The following is a 13,424-nucleotide window of genomic DNA, read 5'->3' on the forward strand; positions in this document are numbered from 1 at the left end:
ACCCTCGGGGCCGGCTCGCCCCGCTCGCGATAGACGAGAGCGGGAATCCGTGAGAGGTCCCGATCGTGGGACGAGGCCCCGATCGGTCAGGAAAGGGTTCCCGAGGCGCTCGCGCGGAAGGCGGTCTTGCCTTCGGAGGTCTCGACGGTGACGCGGGAGCCGGAGCAGGTGACGTCGGGCTTGTCGGTGCCGGGGACGACGACGGTGAGCAGCGATCCGGCGGCGGGGGAGACGACCACCGAGGCGGGCACCTTGCTCATGTAGGAGGGAGAGATCCAGCCCTGGTAGGGGTTGGTCGCGCCGCGCACCACCGACTGGCCCGAGATCGGCTTGCACGATGGCATGGCGAGCTGGACGAGCGTGGCCTTCCAGCCCGACTTGTCCTTCACCACGACGCGCCCGCCGCTGGTGGACACCGGGGTCAGCGCCGCGTCCAGGTGCCAGTAGCTGCGGGCCTTCGCGCCGGAGGGCACGGTGTCGAGCACGGCCATCAGGTCGTCGCCGTGGTTGACCAGCACCGCGCGGTTCCGGCTCACGCCGTAGGCCTTGTCGGTGAGCTTGTACGCCTGCCGGTCGTCCTTGATCGAGGAGTGGACGAGCGATGTCGCCGTACGCCCCCGGAACGGTCTGCCCACGACGGCAGGCACGTTGTGCGCCTCGGGGGACATCGTCCAGTAGCGGTAGGCGGTCCGCTCATAGGAGTGGAACCCGGCCTCCACCAGCACGTCGTGCCCCTGCGCGTAGTACGTCACGCCCATGTGGTCCTCGTGCCCGTGGAACTTCAGGGCGGGGCCGAACCTGATCGAATAGTACGCCGACTCGGGCTTGTCCCACGCGGTGCGGCCGAAGACGTACCCGGCCTTGAACACCTGCACGGTCTTCTTCGAGTGCTTGTACCCGAACGGCTTGACGTCGGCGCCGCCGTCACCGATCGGCACCATGAAGCCGCTGGGCTCGGTGGCGTGGGTGATGTACCCCTCCAGTGACTCCCAGCGCTTCTCGATCTCGGAAGGCACCTTGCGGCCGCAGTCGGAGATGGCCTCCATGCCGACCTTAAGCCGCTCGTGCACGTAGATGCCGTAGCGCGGGGCCTGCTCCTGGAGCGCGCCCTGGGAGTCGATGTCGAGCTTCACCGATCCGGTCATGCGGCGGATGGCGAGGTCGGTCCACTCCTTGTGGCCGGTGCGGCAGCCGATGCGGAGCAGCGCGATGTCCTGGTCCATGCCGTGGTTGTGGCCCTTCTCGTACAGGGCCGGGTTCGACAGCATCTTGGCGTGGTCCACCAGGCTGGAGGTGAGCCAGGACGCCTTGACGTGCCGGCTGAGGCAGACCAGCACGGGGGCGCGCAGCGCGATCGGGTGCTCGTCCCAGGCGTACGAGCTGGCGCCCGAGCCGCCCCGGGGGTTGCTCTCCACCCAGCTCTTGACGAGTTCGGTGGCGCGGCCGAGCAGCTTCTCGTCCCCGGAGGTCTCGTAGTCGGCGACCAGCCGGCCGACCCAGCGCAGGGAGGAGAAGACCATGTCCCAGGAGCGGTTCTTGTACGGGCTCCAGCGCCAGTTGATCGTCTTGCCGATCTTGACGGGCGGGAGGTCGAGGAACTGCACCTCGCCCGACATGACCTGTGCCGAGGTGGGCGTGGCGGGCAGCCAGTCGCCCTGGCACTCGGCCGTGCGCTTGGCGGCGGCCGGGGCTTCGAGGCCGCCGGCGCTCGCCGGCGCGGCCTGGAGGATCCCGCCCCCGGTCAGGAGGAGGGTGATGAGAAGACCGAGGGCTCGTGTCCGGCGGCGCACGCCAGTTCCTTCCGTACCAAAGATGGGGGCGGATCATGCTGTCGGAATCACATCGAATCGGTCAAGCCGCAGGAGTCTCTTCGGTCACATCGTTAACAAGCAGATGCGCGGGGCCCAGGGTTCTCCCAGGTGCGGTTCATGAAAAGGTGCCTCCAGGGCCGATAGCGGCCGGTTTCCGACCTGAATGACGAGCACGCTGAGGACATGGCGAACACGAGCCCTCGACGCTGTACGGCCCACCTCCGTGACTGGGCCGCCCGCCTCATCCGCGCCACGGACGCCTGAGCGCGCTCCGGCTCAGGGTTCTCGGGGCGGCTTCCCGGGAGGCGGCGCCGCCCCGCCCGGCGCGACCGGGGCTTCAGGCCTGCTTGCGGCCGGCGCTCTGCACGACCTCGAAGGACCACAGCTCCGAGCCGGTCGCGGCCGGTCCCTGCCCGTGACCGTGCCCCTGACCATGCCCGGGACCGGCCGCCTGGCCGTGACCGTGGCCTTCGGCGGCGCCCTGGGCGGCGGCGTCGCCGGCGGCCCGCGCGTGGCCCGCCTGGAAGGCCTGGCTCTCCTGCCAGCGCTGGAAGTCCTCCTCGCTGCGCCAGCGGGTGTACACCAGGTAGCGGTCGGTGCCCTCCATCGGCCGGAGAAGCTCGAACCACTCGAAGCCGTCGGAGGACTCCACCATGCCGGCGCGGCCCGCGAACCGGCGTTCCAGCTCCTCGCGCATCTCGGCGGGTACGGCGAGCGCGTTGATCTTCACAACTGACATGTCCACTCCTGTTCGGCGAATCCGTACGGTCATTCGGCCGCCGTGGAGGGCTACGGCGCCGGCAACGCCACCCTATGATCCGCGGTCGCCCGTCCGTCGTCGCGGGTCGCGTGGCGGCACTAGCCTTGTGGGGTGCGTATCGCAAGGTTCTCCACAGGTGAAGGTGTCGCGTTCGGCGTGGTCGAAGGCGCTCAGGGTGAGGAGTTCATCTCCAGGATCGGCGGGCATCCGTTCGGCGAGATCCAGTTCACCGGCGAGCGCTACCCGCTTCAGGAAGTGCGGCTCGTGACGCCGATGCTGCCGAGCAAGGTCATCGCCATCGGCAAGAACTATGCCGAGCACGCCCGCGAGATGGGCGGCGAGGCTCCGGCCGAGCCGCTGATCTTCAGCAAGCCGTCCACGTCGGTGATCGGCCACGGCGAGGCGATCTCCTACCCGCACAAGCTGTCGGAGCGCGTCGACTACGAGGGCGAGCTGGCCGTGGTGATCGGCCGCCTGTGCCGCGAGGTGCCGGTCGAGCGCGCCCGCGACGTCATCTTCGGGTACACCTGCGCCAACGACGTCACCGCCCGCGACCTGCAGAGCAAGGACGGGCAGTGGACCCGGGCCAAGGGCTTCGACACCTTCTGCCCGCTCGGCCCCTGGATCCAGACCGACCTGGACCCCGCCGACCTGGCCATCACGACGACCGTGAACGGCGAGCTGAAGCAGAGCGCGCGCACCTCCCAGCTCATCCACGACATCCCCAAACTGATCGCCTACATCACCGACGTCATGACCCTCATCCCGGGCGACGTGATCCTCACCGGCACGCCGGAGGGTGTCGGCCCGCTGCAGGACGGGGACGAGGTCAGCGTGGGCATCGAAGGCATCGGCACTCTCACCAACCGGGTGGTTCCCCGTGACTGATCACAAGGAGGGCTCGGCGGAGCCCACGCTGCGGGTGCGCTTCGCGCCCTCGCCGACCGGCATGTTCCATGTGGGCGGCGCCCGCTCCGCGCTGTTCAACTGGGCGCTCGCCGAGCAGTCGGGCGGCCGGTTCGTGCTCCGCGTCGAGGACACCGACGCCGCCCGCAACCGGCCCGAGTGGACCGAGGGCATCATCTCGGCCCTCGCCTGGATCGGCATCAACGGCGACTCGCCGCACTTCGAGGGACCCTACTTCCAGTCGGTGTACGAGGAGCAGCACCGCGCCGCCGTCGCCAAGCTCGTCGCGGACGGCAAGGCCTACCACTGCGCCTGCACGCGTGACGACGTGAAGGCGCGCACCGGCTCCGAGCACCAGGGGTACGACGGGTTCTGCCGCGACCGGGGCCTCGCCGAGGGAGCCGTGCGCTTCCGCACGCCCGACGAGGGCGTCACCGTGGTCGACGACCTGGTCCGCGGCCGGGTGGAGTTCCCCAACCAGGCCATGGAGGACTTCGTCATCGCCCGCAGCGACGGCTCGCCGCTGTTCGTCCTGGCCAACGTGGTGGACGACATCGAGATGCGCATCACGCACGTGGTCCGCGCAGAGGAGCACCTGTCCAACACCCCCAAGCAGCAGCTGCTCTGGGAGGCCGTCGGCGTCGCGCCGCCGGTGTGGGCGCACGTCCCCGTCATCGTCAACGAGAAGCGGCAGAAGCTCTCCAAGCGCCGCGACAAGGTGGCGCTGGAGTCCTACCGCGAGGAGGGCTACCTCCCCGAGGCGATGGTCAACTACCTCATGCTGCTCGGCTGGGGGCCGGGAGGCGACCGCGAGATCATGCCGTGGTCGGAGATGGTGCCGCTGTTCAAGCTCTCCGACGTCAACCCCTCCCCGGCGTTCTTCGACGAGAAGAAGCTGCGGGCGTTCAACGGCGAGTACATCCGGGCGCTGCCGGTCGAGGTCTTCATCAGGCGCTGCGAGCCCTGGCTCGACCCCAGCTGGGGGCGCGAGACCTTCGCCAAGGTCGCGCCGCTGGCCCAGACGCGCATCGCCGTGCTGTCGGAGATCACGGCCAACGTCGACTTCCTCTTCCTGGAGGAGCCCGTCTTCGACCAGGCGAGCTGGGACAAGGCGATGAAGCCGGGGGCCGAGAACATCCTGTCCGGCTACCTCGAGCGGCTGGATTCGGTGTCCTTCGACCCCGAATCCTTGAAGGCCGCCCTGGAGGAGGTCGGGGCCGAGCACGGTCTCAAGCTCGGCAAGGCCCAGGCCCCGGTCCGCGTCGCGATCACCGGCCGGACGGTGGGGCTCCCGCTGTTCGAGTCGATCGAGGTGCTGGGCCGCGAGCGTGCCCTGGAGCGTCTGCGCAACGCCCTGGCCCGGCTGCAGAAGGCCGAGGGCTGACCCGCCGGAGTACGGCAGGGAGCACCAGGAGCAGGCTGGTCAGGGCCGCCGCGCTCATCGACGGCCAGACACCGGTGACACCGCGCCGGGCGGAGCGGCCGTTCCCGCACGCGCGGTGTCGATCATCGACGCGGGGCGCGCCGAACTGCCGCGCCGTCGCCCGGGCCTCCAGCGTCGCCGAACGCGACTGGCTCACGCGGACCATCGCCGACCTCGAAGGCCGATCGGTGGGGGGCGGGTAGGGCCGGGTCAGAGGAGGCCGCGGCGTTCCAGGAGGGGCTCGATGCGGGGGTCGCGGCCGCGGAAGTTGCGGAAGGCGGTCATCGCGTCGATGCTGCCGCCCTTGGACAGCAGCTCCCGGCGGAAGGTGTCGCCGTTCTCGCGGGTGAGGCCGCCGTTCTCCTTGAACCACTCCACGGTGTCGGCGTCCAGGACCTCGCTCCAGATGTAGGAGTAGTAGCCCGCGCTGTAGCCGCCCGCCCAGATGTGCGCGAAGTACGTGCTGCGGTAGCGCGGCGGGACGAGCGGCAGGTCCACGTTGGCGTTCCGCAGCGCCCGGCTCTCGAACTCCTGGGCGTCTTCCGGCTCCTCGTCCAGGGTGTGCCACGCCCAGTCGAGCAGGGTGGCCGCGAGGTACTCCACCGTCGCGTAGCCCTGGTTGAACTTGCGCGCCTCCAGCATGCGGTCGACCAGGTCCTGCGGCATCGGCTCGCCGGTCTCGTGGTGCCGGGCGTAGTTGGCCAGCACCTCGGGCCAGGTCGCCCACATCTCGTTGACCTGGGAGGGGTACTCGACGAAGTCGCGCGGCACCGCGGTGCCCGAGAAGCGCGGGAACCGGACGGCCGAGAACAGCCCGTGCAGGGCGTGCCCGAACTCGTGGAACATCGTGTTGACCTGGTCCCAGGTCATGAGGGTCGGCTCGCCGGCCGGGGGCTTGACGATGTTGAGGTTGTTGACCACCACCGGCCGGGTGTCCTCCAGCACCGACTGCCTGACCAGGCTGTTCATCCACGCGCCGCCGCGCTTGGACGCCCGGGCGTAGAAGTCGCCGAGGAACAGGCCGAGCGGCGAGCCGTCCTCCTCGGAAACCTCGAAGACCCGCACGTCGGGGTGGTACCCCACGAGGTCGGAGCGCTCGGTGAAGGTGATGCCGTACAGCTCGCGCGCCGCGTGGAAGACGCCGTCGCGCAGGACCCGGTTCAGCTCGAAGTACGGGCGCATCTGGCGGCTGTCGATGGCGTAGCGCGCCTCGCGGACCTTCTCGGAGTAGAACGACCAGTCCCAGGCCTCGAGGTCGAAGCCGGCCTCCTCGCGCAGCTCCTCGGCCTCCCTGTGGGCGTTCGCCACGGCCGCCGGGGTCAGCTTGGCCAGCATCTCGGTGACGGCGCGGGTGTCGGGGGCCGTCTGGTCGGCGACGACGTACTCGGCGTGGCTGGCATAGCCGAGCAGCGCCGCCCGCTCGGCGCGCAGCTTGGCCATGCGCACCACCAGTTCGGAGTTCTCCGCGAGGCCCCGCTCGGTGGAGGCACGGTGGATGCGCTCGCGCAGCGCGCGGTCGGTGAGCTCCGCCAGGGCCGGCTGACCGGTGGGGAGCACCAGCGTGAGGACGTACTTGCCGTCGAGCCCGCGGGACTTCGCGGTCTCGGCCGCCGCCTTGATGCCGTCCTCGGACAGCCCGTCCAGCTCGGCGACGTCCTCGACCACGATCGCCGCGGCGTTCGTGGCGGCGAGCAGGTTCTGCTCGAACCGCGTGGACAGCGTGGACAGCTCCTCGTTCAGGGCCTTCAGCCGCTCCTGGTCCTGCGGCTCCAGCTCGGCGCCGGCCCGGACGAAGTCGGTGATGTAGCGGTCGAGCAGCCAGCGCTCCTCGACGTCCAGATCGTCGGCCTGGAGGGCCTTGATGCGGGCGAAGAGCCGCCTGTCGAGGTGGATCGCGTCGCTGTGCTTGGTGAGCTCGGGGGTGACGTCCTTCTGGATCTCCTGCACGGTGGGGTTGGTGTCGGAGGACGCCTGGTTGAAGAACACCGTGGAGACGCGGGTCAGCAACTGCCCGGACCGTTCTAGCGCGGCCACAGTGTTGTCGAAGGTCGGCGGCTCGGCGCTGCCGGCGATGGCCTCCACCTCCGCGAGATGCTCGGCCATGCCCCGCTCGAAGGCGGGGGCGTAGTGCTCCTCACGGATCTGCGCGAACGGCGGCAACCGGTAGGGCAGAGCACTAGGGGCGAAGAAGGGGTTCTCGGTCAACGCGCAAGCTCCTCACGTGGCAAAGGGTCTTCCCTTGCAGCGTTACACAGCTCAGCCGTGCTCGGCACCACGAGGGCGGATCCTGTGGATACGGCACCGGATCAGGGGCCGACCAGGGGAACCGGGTGCTCTGGCAATCGTTTTGGTCTTGGCCCCCAAGCTGGGCTATTCTTTCGTCAGTCGCGAGCGAGCCTGGCAGCAAGCGGGCCGCGAGCAATGGGGTATGGGGTAATTGGCAGCCCGGCTGATTCTGGTTCAGCTAGTCTAGGTTCGAGTCCTGGTACCCCAGCAGGTTTCCTGCACAGCGCCTATGCCTTCACCAAGGCATAGGCGTTTTCGTTTTCCGGGGACCGGCGGCTTTGGGGCGGACGGTCTTGTCGACGGACGCCCCGCGGACGGACGGCCCGGGGGACGGGCGGCCGTAGGACCGCAGGACGGACGGCCCCGGAGACGGGAACCCCTATGGGTGGCCCGCGGACGGGCGGTCCCGAGCCGCCTCCGTCCCGGGGCCGGCGCAACCGGTTTGGCCGTGCTCTCAAGGGTGCGGTAGAGTTACGGCCGTTGCCGGGGCGTCCGCAGGGGCGCTTCCGTCGATTCAGATAGCTGCAGGGTCCCGTCGTCTAGTGGCCTAGGACGCCGCCCTCTCAAGGCGGTAACGCCGGTTCGAATCCGGTCGGGACTACCAACCTGCAGAGATATGACCCAGGTCATGTCAGCCTGGCTCCGTCGTCTAGTGGCCTAGGACGCCGCCCTCTCAAGGCGGTAGCGCCGGTTCGAATCCGGTCGGGGCTACAGATCGCGAACCCTCGGAAGTACACCTTCCGGGGGTTTTTCACATTCCGGCCCCTCCGCTTCACGCGGGCCGCGCCCGTACGGCCCGGCCGGCGGTGTGCCGGCCGGACAGTACGGGCCGTACGGGCCGCGTGACTCCGTTACTCGCCGGCCGAGGACGTCCGGGAGCGGGCCTTGAACAGGGCGCGCTTGGCGGCCTTGGCGACCTGCTTGTCGGGGTGGGCGTCGCCGATGGCCTCCAGGAGCTCCTCGACGTGCGGGTGGGGCACCTTCCAGATCACCTCGAGCAGGCTGCTTAGCACCGGCGCCGGGCCGATGTCGTGCAGGCTGCTGACGAACTCGGGCCGGCCGAGGCCCGCCGAGATCGTCCACATGTCCAGGATGAGCCAGTGGGTGTCGCTCTGGCTCGGCTCCGGCGCGTCCTCGACGCCGAGCTGGGCGAGGTGCGTCGCGGCGTACGGGCGCAGCGACGGCTCGTTGAGGGCCTCCCGCCAGGCGGGCACGGCGACGGGCCCGAGCGACCCCACCAGGCTCGCGGCCTGGACGCGGATCAGCGCGTCCGCCTCGTCCTCCGCGGCGGCCTCCAGCAGCTCCTCAGCGGCCGTGGCGGGCTCGCGCAGCCGCATCCAGGCGGCGAACTCGGCGTCCGCCTCCTCCTCGGGGAGGTCGGCGCTGAGCGACAGCAGGTCGAGCGCGGTCATCGCGTCGATCGCGGGCCGCGCGTCCACCTCGATGTCGTCGTCGTCCAGCAGGTGGACGACGCCCTCGGTGCCGAGCGCCGTGAGCCGTACCCGGTCGTCGGACACGGTGATCATGCCGAAGCCGGAGAGCCACTCGAGGACGGGGGCCAGCGGGTCGCCGGCCTCCTCCCAGGCGGTGGTCCCGAGGTCGTCGAACTCGGCGGCGGCCTCGGACAGCTCTTCGCCCAGTTCGTCCAGCGGGCGCTCGCCGCCGGCGATCAGCAGCCTGACCAGCAGCGCCCGGGTGAGACCGGAGAGCGCGAGGGTGAGGTCGTCGTCCTCCAGCTCGGGGTCGCCGTAGTCGACGGAGTGGAGCCCGAGCATCCAGGCGTCCAGGACGTCGTCGTCGTTCTCGAACGGCCAGGCGGCGGTGTCCTCGTCGACGCTGACGGTGTCCTCGCCGTCGGGCGTGAGGAACTCCAGGTCGACCGCGAGGTTCCACAGGTTCCACAGGGCCGGGACGGCGTGGGCGAGCGGCTTCTCGTCCGGCTCGGGCAGCCCCACGACGGCCAGGGCCTGCTGGATCTCGTCGTCGGTCAGCAGGCTGTCCTCGCCGACCCGGCGGGACTTGCCCACCCAGACGGCCAGGTCGCGGGCCTTGGCGATCAGCGGCACCTCGCGGGCCGCGGCGGCCAGCTCGGTGTCGGGGCGCAGGCGGATGGTGGGCAGATCGGCGAGCTCGTCGGCGAAGGGCTCGAAGTCGCCGAGGCCCTCGACCTCTTCCTCGTCGAGATCCTCTTCCTCCTCGTCCCAGTCGCGCTCGCCGAGGACCTCCTCCATCGCTTCGACGAAGTCGTCTTCGACCGCGTCGAGCTCGTCGAGCAGGTCGCCCACGTCGTCGGACCCCTCGGCCAGCCGGCCGGTATCGGCGAGGAAGGTGAGATAGGCGCGCACGGCCGGGATCATGCCGTCGGCCGCCGCGTCTGGATCCTCGACGGCCTGGGGCATGCGTTCGACCAGCACAGGGCGCAGGTCTTCACGCTTCCACAGGTGGACGTCGTCGCGAGCGATCAGGCGGTGCCAGAGAGCGGCGGGTCCCACCAGGTCTGGATCACTGTCCGGTGCGTTGTCGGATGCCCAGAGAATGAACTCTTGAAGGAGGGGACGCAGCTCCGTCGCGGCTGCCTCGATGCGATCTGTCACTCCGCCAGGCTAGTGCTTGGCGGCTGCCGTCTCTAATCAGTTCGCACGGGTCGGAGGCGACACAGTGAGAAGGAGGTCAGTTCGCCCGGCGCATGGCCTCGGTGATGCGCTCCGCTGCGGCCACCACGGGGGCGGCGTGCATGCGGCCCGGCGTGCGGGTGAGGCGCTCTATCGGGCCCGAGACCGAGACGGCCGCGATGACCTTGCCGGCCGTGCCGCGGATGGGGGCGGAGACGCTGGCGACGCCCTGTTCGCGCTCTCCGACGCTGTGGGCCCAGCTGCGCCTGCGCACGCTGGCCAGGGTGGCGGCGGTGAACTTGGCGCCGCGCAGGCCGCGGTGGAGGCGGTCGGGCTCCTCCCAGGCCAGCAGGATCTGCGCGGCCGAGCCGGCGGTCATGGGGAGTGAGCTGCCGACCGGCACCGTGTCGCGCAGGCCGCTGGCGCGCTCGGCGGCGGCCACGCACACGCGCTCGTCGCCCTGCCTCCGGTAGAGCTGCGCGCTCTCGCCGGTCAGGTCGCGGAGCTGGGTGAGGACGGGGGAGGCGACGGCGAGGAGGCGGTCCTCGCCCGCCGCGGTGGACAGTTCGGAGAGCCGGGGGCCGAGGATGAAGCGGCCCTGCGTGTCGCGGGAGACGATGCGGTGGTGCTCCAGGGCGACGGCCAGGCGGTGGGCGGTGGGACGCGCCAAGCCTGTGGCCTGGACGAGCTGTGCCAGGGACGCGGGGCCCGCTTCTAGAGCGTTGAGTACGAGCACGGCCTTGTCCAGTACGCCGACTCCGCTAGAGTTGTCCATACCCCGATACTGCCGTCTCGCTATCCGAGATGCAACTGGCTTCTTCGGGAGGGGCGGGTAGGCTGTCCATATCCCGAAATTACCGTCTTATCATATGAGACGTTCCCCGGGGACTAGACGCAAGGAGGCGTTCAGGACATGGGTCGCACACTGGCCGAGAAAGTATGGGAGCAGCACGTCGTCCGCCGTGCCGACGGCGAGCCCGACCTGCTCTACATCGACCTTCACCTCATCCACGAGGTGACCAGCCCGCAGGCGTTCGACGGCCTGCGCCTGGCGGGGCGCAAGGTGCGCCGGCCCGACCTGACCATCGCCACCGAGGACCACAACGTCCCGACCGTGCTCGGCCCGATCGCCGACCCGGTGTCCAAGGCGCAGGTGGAGACCCTCCGCAAGAACGCCGCCGAGTTCGGCATCCGCCTGCATCCGATGGGCGACGCCGGCCAGGGCGTGGTGCACATCATCGGCCCGCAGTTCGGCCTCACCCAGCCCGGCATGACGGTGGTGTGCGGCGACTCCCACACCTCCACCCACGGCGCCTTCGGGGCGCTCGCCTTCGGCATCGGCACCTCCGAGGTCGAGCACGTGCTGGCCACCCAGACCCTCCCGGCCTACCGGCCGAAGACGATGGCCATCGAGGTCTCCGGCGCGCTGCCGTACGGCGTCACCGCCAAGGACCTGATCCTCGCCATCATCGCCAAGATCGGCACCGGCGGCGGCCAGGGCCACATCGTGGAGTACCGGGGCCAGGCCATCCGCGACCTGTCGATGGAAGGGCGGATGACCGTCTGCAACATGTCCATCGAGGCGGGCGCCCGGGCCGGCATGATCGCCCCGGACGAGACGACCTTCGAGTACCTCAAGGGCCGCCAGCACGCTCCCTCCGGCGAGGCGTGGGACGCCGCCGTCGAGTACTGGCGCTCGCTCAGGACCGACGACGACGCCGTCTTCGACACGGTGGTCGAGATCGACGCCTCCACGCTCACGCCGTTCGTCACCTGGGGCACCAACCCGGGCCAGGGCGCTCCGCTCAGCGGCGCCGTCCCCGCCCCCGAGGAGACCTCCGACCCGGCCGCGGCCCAGCGCGCCCTCGAGTACATGGATCTTCGCGCCGGCACCCCGCTCACCGAGATCCAGGTGGACACCGTCTTCGTCGGCTCGTGCACCAACGGCCGCCTGGAGGACCTGCGCGCCGTCGCGGACGTGCTGCGCGGGCGCACGGTCGCGACCCGCACGCTCATCGTGCCCGGTTCGATGCGGGTCAAGGCCGAGGCCGAGGCCGAAGGGCTGGACGAGGTGTTCAAGGCCGCGGGCGCCGAGTGGCGTGAGGCCGGCTGCTCGATGTGTCTCGGCATGAACCCCGACATCCTCGCCCCCGGCGAGCGCAGCGCGTCCACCTCCAACCGCAACTTCGAGGGTCGTCAGGGCAAGGGCGGGCGCACCCACCTCGTGTCACCGGCGGTCGCCGCCGCCACCGCCGTCACCGGCCGTCTCACCGCGCCCGCCGACCTGTAAGGAGCTCGCGACATGGAAGCCTTCACCACGCACACCGGCCGGGCCGTGCCGCTGCGCCGCAGCAACGTGGACACCGACCAGATCATCCCGGCCGTCTGGCTCAAGCAGGTCAGCCGCACGGGCTTCGAGAGGGGTCTGTTCGCCGCCTGGCGCGAGGACCCCGGTTTCGTGCTGAACGACCCTGTCTACCAGGGCGCCTCGATCCTGGTGGCCGGGCCGGACTTCGGCACCGGCTCTTCACGCGAGCACGCCGTATGGGCGCTCCAGCAGTACGGCTTCCGGGCCGTCATCGCGGCCCGGTTCGGCGACATCTTCCGCAACAACTCCACCAAGATGGGGCTGCTCCCGGTCGTCCTGCCCGACGCCACCGTGGAGGCGCTGCAGGCGGCGGTGGAGGCCGACCCCTCCGCCGAGGTGACCGTCGACCTGGTGGAACGCCAGGTGCGCTGGGGCGGCGAGTCGGCCGGGTTCGAGATCGACGACTACACCCGCTGGCGGCTCCTTTCGGGCCTGGACGACATCGGACTGACCCTGCGTCACGCCGATGACGTCGCGGAGTACGAGAATGGTCGGCAGCCATGGCTGCCGACGACCGTTTGACAGATCCCGCGACGCCCGAAGACGAGCTGGCGCGGCGGTTGCGCGACGTTTACCGTCGCGTGGCCGCCGCGAGCATGTCCCCCGAGGAGAAGGAACGGACCGCTAGACGGTTCGTAGCGATTTGTGACCTTGCGAAGCGTGATGTCGATCATGCTTGCAGCCGCTTGGACGCCTTTCTCGCCGACCTGGAAGCCGAATCCGACACGCCGCGTGAGCGAAACATCGCGGAATGTGATTGAGTCCTGGCCGCGTGTCCTTTAATTTCAAGCGGGTAAGGGGTTTCTGACCGTTGACTGGTGGGTGCGTGCCGAAACCCCGCACCTGGCAACACCGGGTGAGACGGGGCCGCGCACTGCCGGCCGCGATGTTCATCCTCAGACAGCGGTAACAGGGGGAGCAAGCTAGATGAACAAGCGAGAACTCGTGGACGCGATCGCAGATCGGGTCGGCGACAGGAAGACGGCCACCGAGGCCGTGAACGCCATAATCGAGGCCATCCAGCACGCTGTCTCGAACGGAGAGAAAGTCTCTATCACGGGCTTCGGCGCCTTCGAGATGGCACACAAGCCGGCCCGTCAGGCTAGGAACCCTTCGACCGGTGAGCCCATCAAGGTCTCCGAGAGCTGGGGGCCCAAGTTCCGGCCCGGCGCCGACTTCAAGGATCAGGTCAACGCGGCAGGGAAGAAGGCCGCCAAGAAGAAGTGACCGTCGTACCGGCGTACCCGACGCCCGGAAA

Annotated in this window: 11 protein-coding genes and 3 tRNA genes; 9 read left to right on the plus strand and 5 right to left on the minus strand. The window is 69.9% G+C overall.

The features are described from left to right. Positions 1-86: 86 nt before the first annotated feature. Together MYF83_RS00785 and MYF83_RS00790 are read right to left on the minus strand one after the other, a co-directional pair. Positions 87-1,790, minus strand: coding sequence for a heparinase II/III domain-containing protein (locus tag MYF83_RS00785; RefSeq protein WP_248958159.1), 1,704 nt, complete (start codon positions 1,788-1,790; stop codon positions 87-89). A gap of 358 nt (positions 1,791-2,148) precedes the next feature. Next, entirely contained in the window at positions 2,149-2,550 is a 402-nt protein-coding gene (locus MYF83_RS00790) for an antibiotic biosynthesis monooxygenase family protein (protein ID WP_248958160.1), read from the minus strand. Positions 2,551-2,682: 132 nt separating this feature from the next. Here MYF83_RS00790 and MYF83_RS00795 point away from each other — a divergent pair, with 132 nt between their 5' ends. Beyond that, complete coding sequence (locus tag MYF83_RS00795; RefSeq protein WP_248958161.1) at positions 2,683-3,459, plus strand: fumarylacetoacetate hydrolase family protein; 777 nt, start codon at positions 2,683-2,685, stop codon at positions 3,457-3,459. A 34-nt stretch (positions 3,460-3,493) separates the two neighbouring features. Continuing rightward, positions 3,494-4,861, plus strand: a complete 1,368-nt coding sequence (gene gltX / locus MYF83_RS00800; RefSeq protein WP_308201385.1) for a glutamate--tRNA ligase — start codon at positions 3,494-3,496, stop codon at positions 4,859-4,861. Between the two features lie 249 nt (positions 4,862-5,110). Here the strand turns inward: gltX and MYF83_RS00805 are convergent, their stop codons facing one another. Further along, positions 5,111-7,105, minus strand: coding sequence for a M3 family metallopeptidase (locus MYF83_RS00805; RefSeq protein WP_248958162.1), 1,995 nt, complete (start codon positions 7,103-7,105; stop codon positions 5,111-5,113). 217 nt (positions 7,106-7,322) lie between these two features. Between MYF83_RS00805 and MYF83_RS00810 the strand changes: the two genes are divergently transcribed. The 3 genes from MYF83_RS00810 to MYF83_RS00820 all read left to right on the plus strand — a co-directional run bounded on the left by MYF83_RS00810 (position 7,323) and on the right by MYF83_RS00820 (position 7,897). Continuing rightward, positions 7,323-7,394 (plus strand) — tRNA-Gln (locus tag MYF83_RS00810). A 320-nt stretch (positions 7,395-7,714) separates the two neighbouring features. Further along, positions 7,715-7,790 (plus strand) — tRNA-Glu (locus tag MYF83_RS00815). A gap of 34 nt (positions 7,791-7,824) precedes the next feature. Then, positions 7,825-7,897, plus strand: a tRNA-Glu gene (locus MYF83_RS00820). 140 nt (positions 7,898-8,037) lie between these two features. Here MYF83_RS00820 and MYF83_RS00825 read toward each other — a convergent pair. Then, positions 8,038-9,678, minus strand: a complete 1,641-nt coding sequence (locus MYF83_RS00825) for a hypothetical protein (RefSeq protein ID WP_248958163.1) — start codon at positions 9,676-9,678, stop codon at positions 8,038-8,040. Between the two features lie 178 nt (positions 9,679-9,856). Next, positions 9,857-10,573 carry an IclR family transcriptional regulator gene (locus MYF83_RS00830; protein ID WP_248958164.1) on the minus strand — a complete coding sequence of 239 codons (717 nt, stop codon included), beginning with the start codon at positions 10,571-10,573 and terminating at the stop codon, positions 9,857-9,859. A 138-nt stretch (positions 10,574-10,711) separates the two neighbouring features. Between MYF83_RS00830 and leuC the strand changes: the two genes are divergently transcribed. The 4 genes from leuC (at position 10,712) to MYF83_RS00850 (ending at position 13,393) form a co-directional block, all read left to right on the plus strand. After that, positions 10,712-12,088, plus strand: a complete 1,377-nt coding sequence (gene leuC, locus MYF83_RS00835; protein ID WP_248958165.1) for a 3-isopropylmalate dehydratase large subunit — start codon at positions 10,712-10,714, stop codon at positions 12,086-12,088. Positions 12,089-12,100: 12 nt separating this feature from the next. Then, positions 12,101-12,688: a 3-isopropylmalate dehydratase small subunit gene (leuD, locus tag MYF83_RS00840; protein ID WP_248958166.1), complete on the plus strand. Its 588-nt coding sequence runs from the start codon at positions 12,101-12,103 to the stop codon at positions 12,686-12,688. Further along, positions 12,667-12,927: an SCO5555 family protein gene (locus tag MYF83_RS00845; protein WP_248958167.1), complete on the plus strand. Its 261-nt coding sequence runs from the start codon at positions 12,667-12,669 to the stop codon at positions 12,925-12,927. Before leuD ends, MYF83_RS00845 begins: the two co-directional genes overlap by 22 nt. Before the next feature lie 166 nt (positions 12,928-13,093). Further along, positions 13,094-13,393 carry an HU family DNA-binding protein gene (locus MYF83_RS00850; protein ID WP_248958168.1) on the plus strand — a complete coding sequence of 100 codons (300 nt, stop codon included), beginning with the start codon at positions 13,094-13,096 and terminating at the stop codon, positions 13,391-13,393. The last annotated feature ends 31 nt before the right edge of the window (positions 13,394-13,424 follow it).

It is taken from the genome of Sphaerisporangium perillae (assembly GCF_023276435.1).
Classification (GTDB): Bacteria; Actinomycetota; Actinomycetes; order Streptosporangiales; family Streptosporangiaceae; genus Sphaerisporangium; species Sphaerisporangium perillae.